Consider the following 15162-nt stretch of genomic DNA (forward strand, 5'->3'; position numbering starts at 1 on the left):
GGCGGCGTGTTCGAGCAGGCTGGCGTCAATTTCTCTCACGTTCACGGCGATGCGATGCCCGCCTCCGCCTCCGCGCATCGCCCTGGACTCGCCGGGCGCAGCTTTGAGGCGATGGGCGTTTCGCTGGTCATCCATCCGCACAATCCGTATGTCCCTACCAGCCACGCTAACGTGCGCTTTTTTATCGCTGAAAAACCGGGTGCCGATCCGGTATGGTGGTTTGGCGGCGGGTTTGGTCTTCAGGCGGTGGGCAACGGTTTTGCAGAGGCTTACCTGCCCATCGTTGAGCGGCGTAAGGCGATGCCCTTCGGTGAGCGCGAGCGCGAATTCCAGCTCTACCGCCGCGGGCGCTACGTCGAATTTAACCTGGTATGGGACAGAGGCACGCTGTTCGGCCTGCAAACCGCAGCTTTGAACCTGAAAAAGGCAGCCCGGAGGCTGCCCTGAGTGAGTTTATTAAAGTCCGCGACTGGATCTGACGCCGCGACTTACAGCGGCTGAGTCTGTGCCTCCACCACGGCCAGCGCCACCATATTGACGATACGGCGAACCGAGGCAATTGGCGTCAGCACATGCACCGGTTTCGCCACGCCCATCAGCACCGGCCCGACGGTCACCCCTTCAGAACTGGATACGCGCAGCAGGTTATAGCTGATACGCGCTGCCTCCATGTTTGGCATCACCAGAATGTTAGCGGAACCTTTCAGGGTACTGTCCGGCATACGCTCGTTGCGGATGCTTTCCACCAGCGCCGCATCACCGTGCATTTCCCCGTCGATCATCAGATCCGGCGCGCGTTCACGCACCAGCGCCAGCGTTTTACGCATTTTCAGCGCAGCCGGGCAATCGGAGGTACCGAAGTTCGAGTGTGACAGCAACGCCACGCGCGGTTCGATACCAAAGCGACGCACGGTTTCCGCCGCCATCAGGGCGATTTCCGCCAGCTGTTCCGGCGTAGGATCGTCGTTGACGTAGGTGTCAGCAATAAACGTGTTGCCGCTTGGCAGCAGCAGTGCGTTCATCGCCCCGGCGGTATTCACCCCGTCGCGATAACCAAACAGCTGCTGGATCACTGAGAAATGCTCGTGATAATCGCCGATGGTGCCGCAGATCAGCGCATCCGCTTCACCACGATGTACCATAATGGCGCCAATCACGGTGGTGTTGCTGATCACCGCCCGCTGTGCCTGCTCCTGCGACACGCCACGACGCTTCATCAGCTGGTAATACTCGTTCCAGTATTCTTTAAAGCGCGGATCGGATTCGTTATTCACGATTTCAAAATCAACGCCCGGTTTGATCTGCAGACCGAGTTTCTGGATGCGCATTTCGATCACGCTCGGGCGACCGATGAGGATCGGTTTCGCCAGACCCAGGGTGATCAGCTCCTGCGTGGCATGCAGTACGCGGTTGTCTTCCCCTTCCGCCAGCACCACACGTTTCGGATCTTTACGCGCCAGCGAGAATACCGGCTTCATAAACAGGTTGGTTTTGTAGACGAATTCGCTGAGCTTATCGATGTAAACGTCGAAGTCCGCAATCGGACGCGTTGCCACGCCGGATTCCATCGCCGCTTTCGCCACCGCCGGTGCGATTTTGACAATCAGACGCGGATCGAACGGTTTCGGGATCAGGTATTCCGGGCCAAAGCTCAGATCCTGATCGGCGTAGGCGGACGCCACCACTTCGCTCTGCTCGGCATGCGCCAGATCGGCAATCGCATGAACCGCCGCCAGCTTCATCTCTTCGTTGATCGCCGTGGCGCCGACGTCCAGCGCGCCACGGAAAATGAACGGGAAGCACAGCACGTTGTTGACCTGGTTCGGATAGTCAGAACGTCCGGTGCAGATAATCGCGTCAGGACGCACTTCTTTCGCCAGGTGCGGCAGAATTTCCGGTTCCGGGTTGGCCAGCGCCAGGATCAGCGGCGCACGGGCCATCTTCTTAACCATTTCCGGCGTCAGCACGCGCGGGCCGGAGCAGCCGAGGAAAATGTCCGCATTTTCGATGACATCATCCAGCGTGCGCTTGCCGTTGTCTTCCACCGCGTACGCTGCTTTGGTTTCGGCCATGTTCGGTTCGCGGTTTTTATAGATAACGCCTTTAGAATCGCAGACCACGATGTTGTGTTTCTGCATCCCCAGCGCCACCAACAGGTTCATACAGGCGATGGCTGCGGCACCTGCGCCGGAAACCACCATGCGCACGTCGGAGAGTTTCTTCTCAACCACGCGCAGGCCATTAAGAATGGCGGCGGTGCTGATGATTGCGGTCCCATGCTGATCGTCATGGAAAACCGGAATATTCATACGCTCGCGCAGCTTTTGCTCAATGTAAAAACATTCTGGCGCTTTGATATCTTCGAGGTTAATCCCGCCAAAGGTCGGCTCGAGGGCAGCAACGACGTTAATAAACTTGTCAGGATCCAGCTCATCCACTTCGATATCGAAGACGTCGATACCAGCGAATTTCTTGAACAGGACACCCTTTCCTTCCATGACCGGCTTGCCCGCGAGCGCGCCGATGTTACCGAGTCCCAGTACTGCCGTGCCGTTGGACACGACCGCAACCAGATTGCCGCGCGCTGTATATTTGTAAGCCTTCAGCGGATCTTTTTCGATTTCCAGACACGGTGCCGCCACCCCTGGCGAGTATGCCAGCGCCAGATCGCGCTGCGTGGCGAGGGGTTTGGTCGGCGAGACCTGAATTTTCCCCGGAACCGGAAACTCGTGGAAATCAAGGGCACTTTGTTTCAACTGGTCATCCATTAGATTTTCCTTTCACGTATCGTTTTCTTGGTTGGAAATGCGCTTTTACGTCTCCTCGACTGACGCCTGAGTATCTCTCCTGCCGGAGCCATAAACTTTGATGGCCGCCATACTTGTTGAAAGAAACGTTTGCTTGTTATTAATTTTGATTATCTATGTTACCGGGTCTTCGCGGCATTGCCAGTCTCGTCTGCTATGCTTTTTGTCTGGTTTACCACGAATTTAAACCAAAGCGACGGAGTGAATTATGTCCCGAAGAGAGCTTGCTAACGCGATACGCGCCTTAAGTATGGATGCCGTTCAGAAGGCCAATTCCGGCCATCCGGGCGCACCGATGGGCATGGCGGATATCGCCGAAGTCCTGTGGAACGACTTTCTCAAACACAATCCCACCGACCCCCACTGGTACGACCGTGACCGCTTTATTCTTTCCAACGGCCACGCCTCGATGCTGCTGTACAGCCTGCTGCATTTGACCGGCTACGACCTGCCGCTGGACGAGCTGAAAAATTTCCGCCAGCTGCATTCCAAAACGCCGGGGCACCCGGAACTGGGCTATACGCCGGGCGTTGAAACCACCACCGGCCCGCTCGGTCAGGGGCTGGCGAACGCGGTCGGGCTGGCGATTGCCGAACGTACACTGGCGGCGCAATTTAACCGCCCGGGGCACGATATTGTTGATCACTACACCTGGGTCTTTATGGGCGATGGTTGCCTGATGGAAGGCATTTCCCATGAAGTCAGTTCCCTTGCCGGTACGCTGGGTCTCGGCAAGCTGATCGGTTTTTACGACAGCAACGGCATTTCGATTGATGGCGAAACTAAAGGCTGGTTTACCGACGACACGGCAAAACGCTTTGAGGCGTATCACTGGCACGTGGTTAACGACGTTGACGGCCACGATCCGGAGGCGGTGAAAAAAGCGATTCTGGAAGCGCAGAGCGTGACGGATAAACCGTCGCTGATCATCTGCCGCACCGTGATCGGTTTTGGCGCGCCGAACAAGGCCGGTAAGGAAGAGGCGCACGGCGCGGCGCTCGGTGAAGAAGAAGTCGCGCTGGCGCGGCAGAAACTGGGCTGGAAGCACCCGGCGTTTGAGATCCCGAAAGAGATCTACCAGGGCTGGAACGCCCAGGAAAAAGGCGAAAAAGCCCAGCAGGCATGGAAAGAAAAACTGGCGGCGTATCAAAAAGCCTATCCGGATCTGGCCGCTGAATTTACACGTCGTATGAGCGGCGGCCTGCCGGAAAAATGGTCGCAAACGGTGCAGGAATACATTGAGAAGATGCAGTCGGAACCGGCGAAAATCGCCAGCCGTAAAGCGTCGCAAAACGCCCTCAATGCCTACGGCCCGCTGCTGCCGGAGCTGCTTGGCGGTTCGGCGGATCTCGCGCCCAGCAACCTGACTATCTGGAAAGAATCGGTATCGCTGAAAGACGATCCGGCCGGCAATTACATTCACTATGGTGTGCGTGAATTCGGCATGACAGCCATTGCCAACGGCATCGCCCATCACGGCGGTTTTGTGCCTTATACCGCGACGTTCCTGATGTTCGTGGAATACGCCCGTAACGCTGCCAGGATGGCAGCGCTGATGAAAGCGCGGCAGATCATGGTCTATACCCATGACTCCATCGGGCTCGGTGAAGATGGTCCGACGCACCAGGCGGTGGAACAGCTCGCCAGCCTGCGTATGACGCCGAATTTCAGCACCTGGCGCCCCTGCGATCAGGTTGAAACCGCGGTGGCGTGGAAGGCGGCGGTGGAACGGCACAATGGCCNNGATCCTGTCGCGGCAAAACCTCACCCAGATGGAACGCACGCCGGAGCAGGTGCAGGACATTGCGCGCGGCGGCTATGTACTGAAAGACGCAGGTGGCAAACCAGATATCATCCTGATCGCCACCGGTTCGGAAGTGGAGATCACCGTGCTGGCCGCGGAAAAACTGCGTGCCGAAGGGGTGAACGTACGCGTGGTGTCGCTCCCGTCTACGGACGTGTTTGATGCGCAGGACGAGGCGTATCGCGAGTCGGTGCTGCCGTCAAACGTCAGCGCGCGCGTCGCGGTCGAAGCGGGGATTGTCGATTACTGGTACAAATATGTGGGCCTGAAAGGAGCCATTGTCGGCATGACGGGCTATGGTGAATCGGCACCCGCCGATAAGCTGTTCCCGTTCTTCGGCTTTACTGTCGAAAACGTGGTCGCAAAAGCGAAAAAAGTNNCGCAGCCTGACCGGGTGCGAAGCAAAGGGTTTCTGGCGGGAGACAGTCCACGCGCGGTAAATGGTGTTATAGGCACCGGATTCGCAGCTCAGCATCATCAGCGCTTTGTCATCGGTCAGCGCCGTCACCCACACTTCGCGCCGCATCGGATCGAGCGAGCACTGGCTGTTGTTTATGCGCCAGTCGCCACGCTTTTCAGCGCAGGCGCGGGCGGTACGCTGAGCGGCGGATCGTCGCCTTTGCGGATCCAGGCGGTTTCGCTGCCCACGCGTTTTTGTTGACTGTCAATAAACAACAGCGCGGCCTTCAGCCCCTGCAGGGAGATGGCCTGTAATCCTTTATCTAATGTGATCGCCTGCCCGTCCTGCACATGCTGCAGAAAAGCGTTGATGGTGGCGCTGTCGCTGGTGGTGAGATGCCACGGGGTCATTTGCCAGTGCTCGCCGCCTGGTTTGAGCGGCGAGCCGTCCAGCATGAGCCGGGAGGCGATGGCAGGCATTTTCGCAGGCGGATCGTCGAGCCCGCCCAGTTCGATACGCAGGTTCGCGTCGGTGTGCGCTCCGGCGCTGCGGCTCAGGGTCATGACCAGCCCGTGGTGTAATCCGATATTGCGCGCGACGCAGAAATTCTGGTTATTGCAGGTGACCAGCCAGTCGGTAAATACCTGCTGCGCTGGTGCCGCCCACGTCAATGACGCCGGCAGCAAGCCGATAAGCAAAATAAGGAAAACGCGATAGCGCATGGACGGTACTACCCCAGAAGAAAAAAGCATCAACACACTGAGACGGTATCTTCACTGGCGAAGCGGTAGCACTCAATCGGATTTATCGGATAGATCCCTGCAAAAACGGGGATCTATTTTTTATTAAAATCAAGACATTAACGACGAATTTTGTAAATATTGCAGCAAGATCACCGCCTTACCATCGCGGATTTCGCCACGCTTGACCATCTGCAAGGCCTGGACGAACGGGATTTCCAGCACCTCAATCGCTTCGTCTTCCACACCGCCACCGGCATTCGCCCGCTGTCCCTCATGATATTCCGCGATAAAGAAATGAATCAGTTCCGTCACGCCGCCGGGTGACATATACAGTTCAAACAGTTTATGCACTTCGCCAACTTCAAAACCGGTCTCTTCAATCGCCTCTTTGCGAATGCAGACTTCCGGCTCGTCATCGTCCAGCAGCCCCGCGCAGGTTTCGATCAGCATCCCGTCCTCGTTGCCGTTCACCCAGGTGGCGACACGAAACTGGCGCACCAGCACCACCGTTTGTTTTTCACGGTTATAGAGCAGAATGGTCGCGCCGTTGCCGCGATCGTACACTTCGCGCTTATGACGTACGGTCTCGCCGTTGTTCTGGGTTAAGTCGTAGGTGATATTGCGCAGAATGAAGTAGTTTTCGGAGAGGATTTTATCTTTGATGACGTTAATCGAGAGCGACATGACGGTTCCACAGCAGTAACAGGTATCACCATACTACGCCGTGGAACCCCTTTGTCGTCAATGCACTTGAGAGAATTTCACCTCCAGCCAGTCGAGGATGCCACGCGCCGCGTGACGCCCTTCCGCCATAGCAGTGACAACCAGATCGGCACCGCGAACCGCATCGCCACCGGCGAAAATTTTCGGATTAGTCGTCTGATACGGATAGCGGCTTTCCACGTTCGCCGCGATGCGCCCCCAGTCATCGACCTTCACGCCCTGCAGCTCCAGCCACGGCATGCCGTGCGGATGGAAACCAAACGCCATGATCACCGCGTCGGCAGGCATCACAAACTCGCTGCCTTCGATGGGCACCGGACGGCGACGCCCTTTGGCATCCGGTTCGCCCATGCGGGTGCGCAGGAGCTTAACGCCGCAAACATGGCCGTCGTCGTCGAGTTCGAGCGTCACCGGCTGCACGTTGAATTCAAATTCCGCCCCCTCTTCGCGGGCGTTCTTCACCTCTTTTTTCGAGCCAGGCATGTTGGCTTCGTCGCGACGGTAGGCGCAGGTCACTTTACTGGCGCCGTGACGCAACGCGGTGCGCACGCAATCCATCGCCGTATCCCCCCCGCCCAGCACCACCACGTTGAGCCCTGCCGTATTGATGTATGGCTCCCCCNNCGTCCGGCAACGCCTCAAGGCCCATCACCTGTTTGGTATTAGCGATCAGGAACGGCAGCGCATCGTACACGCCAGGTGCGTCTTCGTTCGGCAGATCCGCTTTCATCGAGCGGTAGGTACCCGCGCCGACAAACACGGCGTCGTAGTCGTCCAGCAGCGTCTGCAACTGAATGTCGCGGCCGATTTCGCAGTTCAGTTCAAAACGGATACCCATCTGGCTGAAAATCTCCCGCCGACGCGCCAGTAATGATTTGTCCAGCTTGAAGGCCGGGATACCAAAGGTCAGTAGCCCACCAATTTCCGGGTGGCGATCGAACACCACCGGTTCAACACCGTGACGCACCAGCAGATCGGCACAGGCCAGCCCGGCCGGTCCCGCGCCGACGATCGCCACGCGTTTGCCCGTCGCGGTAACGTGAGATAAATCAGGCCGCCAGCCTTTCGCCAGCGCCTGATCGGAAATGTAGCGTTCGATGTTACCAACGGAGACGGAGCCCTGTGTATCGCGCAGCGTACAGGCACCCTCGCAGAGCCTGTCCTGCGGGCAGACGCGCCCGGTGATCTCCGGCAGACAATTGGTCTGATGCGAAAGCACCACCGCGCCGTCAATATCACCGAGCTTCACGCGCTCCACCCACTGAGGAATATGGTTATGCAGCGGGCAGGTCCATTCGCAGACGCTGTGTTCGCCGCATTTCAGGCAACGCTGTGACGCCTGCCGGGCCTGTTCGGCGCGAAACGGCAGATAAATCTCGGCGAAACCGGTTTTGCGCGACGCCAGGTCGAGCTTGTCCGGCTCAACGCGCAGCGGCGTTTTCGCCATTTTTTCCGCCAGCGTGACGGAAACCTGCGCGGGTACGGCTGGCGCGTCGGCGTGCCAGGCCTGCGTCTCCTGCCGTGCGGTACGCAGACGGCGCTGGCGGGAGAGCGTGATCAGCGCGTCAGTACCGAATTCCTGCAGCGCACCCGCCGGGCAATTCTCGACACAGGCAGGGCCGTTTTCGCGATCGATACAGAGATCGCACTTGTGCGCGCTGGCTTTGACTTTGCCGTTGGCAACCGGCGCCACCACGATTTGCATCGTGCCGAACGGGCAGGCCACCACGCAGGATTTGCAGCCAATGCACTTTTGCTCATTCACCTGCACGCTGTCGTTACGCAGGCTGATAGCACCGTTCGGGCAGCTACGCGCGCAGGGGGCGTCTTCGCAATGATGACAAGTGACCGCGCTGCGCTGCGATTCATTTTTTACCACGGTAATACGCGGCTGATAGCGCGCTGGCGTTAAGACATGCGCCTCGCCGTTATGCGCCATGACGCAGGCAACTTCGCACGCGCGACATCCAATGCATTTCTGGCTGTCTGCCACAATAAATCGGTTCATAGTATCCCTGACATTTACCCTTCACCTGATAAGGCTATTGTATTAACCGACGAATGCAGGTCCGACAATGTTCATTTGCCCATAAAACGGCATTAATTCCCGGTTCCCTGTGGCAGATCAAAAAATTTCCGCTGCAATGAAACTACGTTTCATCCACCATGCTACAAGGGGCTTGTGTGGCGAAGATAAGGTTATGTATGGACACGCGGTAAAGTCGCATGATTATTTACACTATCTCCTTTTTTTCTCCACGATTGCTTCAGCCCTTACGGCTACAGTGTGACGACGAACGTGATAACTATAAAACACGCATTATGAGGTCCTGATTCCAATGGCGAATTTCTTTATTGATCGCCCCATTTTTGCCTGGGTACTGGCCATTCTGTTGTGCTTAACTGGCACGCTGGCCATTTTGTCGTTGCCGGTTGAACAATATCCCGACCTTGCGCCGCCTAACGTGCGCATCAACGCCAACTACCCGGGCGCTTCCGCACAGACGCTGGAGAATACTGTTACCCAGGTGATCGAGCAGAACATGACCGGTCTCGATAACCTGATGTACATGTCGTCACAGAGCAGCTCAACGGGTCAGGCGAGCATTACACTGAACTTCGCCGCAGGGACCGATCCGGATGAAGCCGTGCAGCAGGTACAAAACCAGTTGCAGTCAGCGATGCGTAAGCTGCCGCAGGCGGTACAGACGCAGGGGGTGACGGTGCGCAAAACCGGCGACACGAATATTCTGACCATCGCCTTTGTGTCGACAGACGGCAGCATGGATAAGCAGGATATTGCCGACTATGTTGCCAGTAACATTCAGGATCCGCTGAGCCGCGTTAACGGCGTCGGCGACATCGACGCCTACGGTTCGCAGTATTCGATGCGTATCTGGCTCGATCCCACCAGACTCAACAGCTTTCAACTGACGACGCAGGACGTCACCGACGCCATCTCTTCGCAGAACGCGCAGATTGCCGTTGGTCAGTTGGGCGGCACGCCCTCGGTGGACAAACAGGCGCTGAACGCGACGATCAACTCGCAGTCGCTGCTGCAAACGCCACAGCAGTTCCGGGACATTACCCTGCACGTGAACCAAGACGGTTCTGTCGTGACGCTGGGCGATGTCGCCACCATTGAGATGGGGGCGGAAAAATATGATTATCTGAGCCGCTACAACCGCAACGCGGCCTCCGGTCTGGGGGTTAAACTCGCCTCCGGCGCCAACGAAATGGCGACGGCGGAACGTGTTATCGCGCGGCTTAACGAGCTGTCCGAGTATTTTCCTCACGGGCTGGAATACAAAATCGCCTATGAAACCACTTCGTTCGTCAAAGCATCGATTACCGATGTGGTGAAAACCCTGCTGGAAGCGATATTTCTGGTTTTCCTGGTGATGTATCTGTTCCTGCAAAATTTCCGCGCCACGCTGATCCCGACCATCGCCGTGCCAGTGGTGCTGCTGGGGACTTTCGCCGTCCTCTACGCCTTCGGCTACAGCATCAATACCCTCACCATGTTCGCCACGGTGCTTGCCATCGGTCTGCTGGTGGATGACGCCATCGTGGTGGTGGAAAACGTGGAACGTATTATGAGCGAGGAGGGCCTGTCGCCGCGCGATGCCACGCGCAAATCGATGGGCCAGATCCAGGGCGCGCTGGTGGGGATTGCGCTGGTGCTGTCGGCGGTATTTATTCCAATGGCCTTCTTTGGCGGCACCACCGGGGCGATTTACCGACAGTTCTCGGTGACCATTGTTTCTGCGATGGTGCTGTCGGTGCTGGTGGCGATGATCCTTACCCCGGCGCTCTGCGCCACGCTGCTCAAGCCGCTCAACAAAGGCGAGCATCACGGACAGCGCGGCTTCTTCGGCTGGGTTTACCGCCATTTTCACNACGAAACCTACGTCGGTAAAATTCTGCACCGCAGCCTGCGCTGGATGCTGATTTACGTCCTGTTGCTGGGCGCGATGGTGGTACTGTTTTTACGTCTGCCGACCTCTTTCCTGCCGCAGGAAGACCGCGGCATGTTCCTGACTTCCATTCAGTTGCCGAGTGGCTCAACGCAGCAGCAGACGCTGAAAGTGGTGGAGAAAGTCGAGGACTATTTCTTCAGCCATGAAAAAGAGAATGTGGCGTCCATATTCGCCACCGTTGGCTCCGGCCCTGGCGGTAACGGGCAGAACGTGGCGCGAATGTTTATCCGCCTGAAAGACTGGGATCAGCGCGACACCAAAACCGGCACCTCGTTTGCCATCATCGAGCGGGCAACCAAAGCCTTCACCAAAATCAACGAAGCGCGGGTCTTTGCCAACAACCCACCGGCCATCAGCGGGCTTGGCAGCTCTGCGGGCTTTGATATGGAGCTGCAGGATCACGCCGGTGCCGGGCATGACGCGCTGATGGCCGCGCGTGATCAACTGCTGGAACTGGCCGCCAAAGACGATCGCCTGACGCGCGTGCGCCACAACGGTCTGGATGACAGCCCTCAATTGCAGATTGATATCGATCAGCGCAAGGCGCAGGCGCTCGGGGTTTCTATCGATGACATCAACGACACGCTGCAAACCGCGTGGGGCTCAAGCTACGTTAACGACTTTATGGATCGCGGTCGCGTGAAAAAAGTCTACGTGCAGTCCGCCGCCAAATACCGCATGTTGCCTGATGATATTGGCCTCTGGTACGTGCGCAACGCCAGCGGCACGATGGTGCCCTTCTCATCCTTTGCCACCTCGCACTGGGAAACCGGCTCACCGCGCCTCGAACGCTATAACGGCTATTCAGCGGTAGAAGTGGTCGGTGAAGCGGCAACAGGCGTCAGTACGGGCACCGCGATGGACATTATGGAAAACCTGGTTCGCCAGCTTCCGGGCGGTTTCGGCCTCGAATGGACCGCGATGTCCTATCAGGAACGCCTGTCCGGGGCGCAGGCTCCGGCGCTGTATGCCGTTTCCCTGCTGGTGGTGTTCCTCTGCCTGGCGGCACTGTATGAGAGCTGGTCGGTACCGTTCTCCGTGATGCTGGTGGTGCCGCTCGGCGTCATCGGCGCGCTGCTGGCCACCTGGATGCGTGGGCTGGAAAACGATGTCTATTTCCAGGTGGGGCTGTTGACGGTCATTGGTTTGTCGGCGAAGAACGCCATTCTGATTGTGGAATTCGCCAACGAAATGAATGAGAAAGGGGAAGATCTGATGACCGCAACGCTGGAAGCCTGTCGTCAGCGTCTGCGCCCCATTCTGATGACTTCGCTGGCCTTTATCTTCGGCGTACTGCCGATGGCGACCAGTACCGGCGCCGGTTCCGGCAGCCAGCATGCGGTGGGAACGGGCGTAATGGGCGGGATGATTTCCGCGACGATCCTCGCTATCTTCTTCGTCCCGCTGTTCTTCGTGCTGGTGCGGCGACGTTTCCCGTTACGGGAACGGAAGAAATAACACGAGGCGACTTTCGGGTCATCTTTACTTCTTAGAGCCTATCCCAGTAGGCGTTATTGATGCAGGCAGTTTGGCCACGGACAGCGCGGAGAAACCGGAGCGTACACGTAGTACGTGAGGATTTCGAGCACTGCCCAAGGGCAAACTGGCAAATAAAATAGCCTAATGGGATAGGCTCTCATTCAGAATATATATCAAAAAAAGCGGCCATTATCGGGCCGCCTTTTATCTGATTCGATTTAAGTCAGAATATTTTACATATTCTGTACCATTGCTTATCTTTCCGGAATCATTTACGAAGCATAACTTCAATAAAGTCTTTCCAGTTCCCCAATTCACGTTCAATCATAACGACCTCTCTTATAATTCTCAGTAGTCTACGTAAATTGATTGTGAATGTGAAGATCATTAAACCAATCACTTTGATTACCGAAGCCAGCGGAACAGGTGCTGGTTGAGATAAATATGAACCGACCGGTTTAAATTTATTGTGACTTACAGCAATATTTTGAAATACTGCTGACGGCGGATTATCTGAGTTTTTTTCAGCGTACACTTGTACCTATTTTAGCCGCTGCATTAACATGCAACCATTAATGAGAAATTATGCCTGGCTAATACTTTCAGGTATTATTCTTCGCCTCCTTACTATTCGAATAATCTGACGAATTTACCTGCACAAAAACAAAAGGATTAAACATGATCGTCATGTACGGCATCAAAAACTGCGACACCATCAAAAAAGCCCGCCGCTGGCTGGAAGCACATCAGATCGACTATCGCTTTCACGACTACCGCGTTGATGGACTGGACGATGCATTGTTACGCAGTTTTATCGCAGAATTAAGCTGGGAAGCGCTGCTCAATACCCGCGGCACCACCTGGCGGAAACTGGACGAATCCGTCCGCGCCGGGATCGACAACGCCGATGCGGCCGCCGCGTTAATGCTCGAAATGCCAGCAATTATCAAACGCCCATTGCTCTGCGCGCCCGGGCAGCCTATGCTGCTGGGTTTCAGTGATTCCAGTTACCAGACTCATTTTCAGAATCGTTGCTGAATAATGATGACTTTTTTATGTGAGGTGTAGTCTATGTCGTGCCCGGTCATCGAGCTGGCCCAACAGCTTATTCGCCGCCCCTCTCTCAGCCCCGATGATGCGGGTTGTCAGGCGTTAATGATTGAACGCCTGCGTCATATTGGTTTTACCGTCGAGCATCTCGACTTTGGCGACACCCAGAACTTCTGGGCCTGGCGCGGAAACGGCGAAACGCTGGCGTTTGCCGGTCATACCGATGTCGTCCCGGCTGGTGATGCTGACCGCTGGATCAACCCGCCGTTTGAACCGACGATCCGCGACGGCATGCTGTTCGGTCGCGGTGCGGCCGACATGAAAGGCTCGCTGGCGGCGATGGTGGTTGCCGCTGAACGTTTCGTTGCCCAACACCCGAACCATAAAGGCCGCCTGGCGTTTCTCATCACGTCTGATGAAGAAGCTTCCGCCAAAAACGGCACGGTGAAAGTGGTTGAAGCGCTGATGGCGCGCCGCGAACGCCTCGATTATTGCCTGGTGGGCGAACCGTCCAGCACCGCGGTAATGGGCGACGTGGTGAAAAACGGCCGTCGCGGCTCGCTGACCTGCAATCTGACCATTCATGGCGTGCAGGGTCACGTCGCCTATCCGCATCTCGCTGATAACCCGGTGCACCGCGCCGCGCCGTGGCTGAACGAACTGGTGGGGATTGAGTGGGATCACGGCAACGAATTTTTCCCGCCAACCAGCATGCAGATTGCCAACGTTCAGGCCGGTACCGGCAGCAACAACGTTATTCCTGGCGATCTGTTCGTGCAGTTTAACTTCCGTTTCAGCACCGAACTGACCGATGAAATGATCAAAGCCCAGGTCGTCGCGCTGCTGGAAAAATATCAGCTACGTTACACCGTAGACTGGTGGCTGTCCGGTCAACCGTTCCTCACCGAACGCGGAAAACTGGTGGATGCGGTAGTCAATGCCATTGAGCACTATAATGAAATTAAGCCACAGTTGCTGACCACGGGCGGAACATCCGACGGGCGCTTCATCGCGCGGATGGGCGCGCAGGTGGTTGAGCTTGGGCCGGTGAACGCGACCATTCATAAAATCAATGAATGCGTTAACGCCGCCGATCTGCAGCTTCTTGCCCGCATGTATCAGCGCATCATGGAACAGCTCGTCGCTTAACAATTCAGACTAAGAGGTAACGCACATGGAATGGCTGGCAAAATACTGGTGGATACTGGTGCTGGTGTTTCTGGTAGGGGTCATCATTAACGTGATTAAGGATCTCAGCCGGGTCGACCACAAGAAGTTTCTTGCCAACAAACCGGAGCTTCCCCCGCATCGCGACTTTAACGATAAGTGGGATGACGAAGACGACTGGCCGAACAAAGACCAGCCGAAGAAGTGACTCAGACCTGCCCGGCGCTATGCGCCGGGTGTTTTATATCAGCTNNGGGTGTTTTATATCAGCTCGATAATATCGTCATCGTTGGGCTTACCGCCGCTCAGCGCTTCATCGAAGTAATGCTTCGGCACGGTATAGCGCAAATGGTCGATCGCCAGTTGCATGCTGCGCTCGTCAATCGCATGTCCGAGGTCGTCGACAATATCCAGCGTGACGTCGCCCCCGGCGTTTAACAGCGCATCCTGTGCGGCCACCGCATGGGTCAACTCAATCACCCGGTCTTCACCGCCGTGGATCAAGTGCACCGTCGTGGCGGTCGTTGCTGTGGTCGGTAAAGTCGCGAAACGGCCATTAAAGGCAATCACCCGCGAGGCCAGATTCGGCTCGGCTTTTACCCCCTCCAGCGACATGATNCCCATCGCCACCGGGTTATCACCCACGCCGTGAAACAACAGCAACAGCTGCTGTGCGGGTTTAGCAGGGCTCTGGACGACAAAATGTTCATGTTTCATGACGGTCTCCTTAGTGCCTGCCATTGTAGAACTCAGCCTGAAAATGACCATGCCATTTAACTGAATGAGTTCGTTAAAAAAATTGCAGTTGCTGCACCAATGTCCGGCGTTGGCTGGCGCGTGACTCATCAAGCGCCATCAGCGCCTGCGCGGTTTCCTGACGGAGCCGCACCAGCAGCGCCTTGCGCCCGCTAAGCCCGGCATCGTGACAAAGCTGTGCTTCGCTCTGCCGCTGCAATCGCCCGCGCAGCAGCGGAAGCGACAACTCGACATTCAGCAACAGACGATTCAG

Annotated in this window: 9 protein-coding genes and 4 pseudogenes; 6 read left to right on the forward strand and 7 right to left on the reverse strand. The window is 56.6% G+C overall.

The window, feature by feature from the left end:
* Positions 1-479, forward strand: a pseudogene (locus tag GM30_RS20735) (coproporphyrinogen III oxidase); the annotation flags it as partial.
* 9 nt (positions 480-488) lie between these two features.
* Here the strand turns inward: GM30_RS20735 and maeB are convergent.
* A complete protein-coding gene (maeB, locus tag GM30_RS20740; RefSeq protein ID WP_049850138.1) occupies positions 489-2768 on the reverse strand; it encodes an NADP-dependent oxaloacetate-decarboxylating malate dehydrogenase in 2280 nt (759 codons plus the stop codon).
* A gap of 247 nt (positions 2769-3015) precedes the next feature.
* On the opposite strand from maeB, the pseudogene tkt reads away from it, so the two are divergent.
* Positions 3016-4987, forward strand: a pseudogene (gene tkt / locus GM30_RS26825) (transketolase); the annotation flags it as partial.
* Here tkt and GM30_RS20750 read toward each other — a convergent pair.
* The 3 genes and pseudogenes from GM30_RS20750 to aegA form a co-directional block, all read right to left on the reverse strand.
* A pseudogene (locus GM30_RS20750) lies at positions 4922-5733 on the reverse strand (DUF1176 domain-containing protein); the annotation flags it as partial. The pseudogenes tkt and GM30_RS20750 overlap by 66 nt on opposite strands.
* Positions 5734-5862: 129 nt before the next feature.
* Positions 5863-6438: a GDP-mannose pyrophosphatase NudK gene (gene nudK / locus GM30_RS20755; protein ID WP_049850139.1), complete on the reverse strand. Its 576-nt coding sequence runs from the start codon at positions 6436-6438 to the stop codon at positions 5863-5865.
* A gap of 57 nt (positions 6439-6495) precedes the next feature.
* A pseudogene (gene aegA, locus GM30_RS20760) lies at positions 6496-8485 on the reverse strand (formate-dependent uric acid utilization protein AegA).
* A gap of 331 nt (positions 8486-8816) precedes the next feature.
* On the opposite strand from aegA, the gene acrD reads away from it, so the two are divergent.
* Positions 8817-11915 (forward strand): multidrug efflux RND transporter permease AcrD, encoded by a 3099-nt coding sequence (gene acrD, locus GM30_RS20765; RefSeq protein ID WP_049850140.1) that lies wholly within the window; start codon positions 8817-8819, stop codon positions 11913-11915.
* Positions 11916-12204: 289 nt separating this feature from the next.
* Here acrD and ypfM read toward each other — a convergent pair whose 3' ends face one another.
* Positions 12205-12264, reverse strand: coding sequence for a protein YpfM (gene ypfM / locus GM30_RS26420; protein WP_001386977.1), 60 nt, complete (start codon positions 12262-12264; stop codon positions 12205-12207).
* A 350-nt stretch (positions 12265-12614) separates the two neighbouring features.
* Between ypfM and GM30_RS20770 the strand changes: the two genes are divergently transcribed.
* From GM30_RS20770 to GM30_RS20780, 3 genes are read left to right on the forward strand one after another with little or no spacing between them, the layout of a single operon-like run.
* The gene (locus GM30_RS20770; RefSeq protein ID WP_049850141.1) at positions 12615-12974 is read left to right on the forward strand and encodes an ArsC family reductase; all 360 of its coding nucleotides are present in this window, start codon (positions 12615-12617) and stop codon (positions 12972-12974) included.
* A gap of 33 nt (positions 12975-13007) precedes the next feature.
* The gene (gene dapE, locus GM30_RS20775) at positions 13008-14135 is read left to right on the forward strand and encodes a succinyl-diaminopimelate desuccinylase (RefSeq protein WP_049850142.1); all 1128 of its coding nucleotides are present in this window, start codon (positions 13008-13010) and stop codon (positions 14133-14135) included.
* Between the two features lie 25 nt (positions 14136-14160).
* Positions 14161-14361, forward strand: a complete 201-nt coding sequence (locus GM30_RS20780) for a YpfN family protein (RefSeq protein ID WP_038156962.1) — start codon at positions 14161-14163, stop codon at positions 14359-14361.
* A gap of 53 nt (positions 14362-14414) precedes the next feature.
* Here GM30_RS20780 and GM30_RS20785 read toward each other — a convergent pair whose 3' ends face one another.
* The gene (locus tag GM30_RS20785; protein WP_049850143.1) at positions 14415-14870 is read right to left on the reverse strand and encodes an alpha/beta hydrolase family protein; all 456 of its coding nucleotides are present in this window, start codon (positions 14868-14870) and stop codon (positions 14415-14417) included.
* A gap of 73 nt (positions 14871-14943) precedes the next feature.
* The coding region (locus GM30_RS20790; protein WP_274519070.1) for a tRNA-binding protein at positions 14944-15162 on the reverse strand (219 nt) is incomplete at its 5' end.

This window comes from Trabulsiella odontotermitis (assembly GCF_001188485.1).
Classification (GTDB): domain Bacteria; phylum Pseudomonadota; class Gammaproteobacteria; order Enterobacterales; family Enterobacteriaceae; genus Trabulsiella; species Trabulsiella odontotermitis_A.

Coding starts and splice junctions, on each gene's coding strand:
- maeB (WP_049850138.1), bottom strand. CDS start 2,768: ATGGATGACCAGTTGAAACAAAGTGCCCTTGATTTCCACGAGTTTCCG.
- nudK (WP_049850139.1), bottom strand. CDS start 6,438: ATGTCGCTCTCGATTAACGTCATCAAAGATAAAATCCTCTCCGAAAAC.
- GM30_RS20770 (WP_049850141.1), top strand. CDS start 12,615: ATGATCGTCATGTACGGCATCAAAAACTGCGACACCATCAAAAAAGCC.
- dapE (WP_049850142.1), top strand. CDS start 13,008: ATGTCGTGCCCGGTCATCGAGCTGGCCCAACAGCTTATTCGCCGCCCC.
- GM30_RS20780 (WP_038156962.1), top strand. CDS start 14,161: ATGGAATGGCTGGCAAAATACTGGTGGATACTGGTGCTGGTGTTTCTG.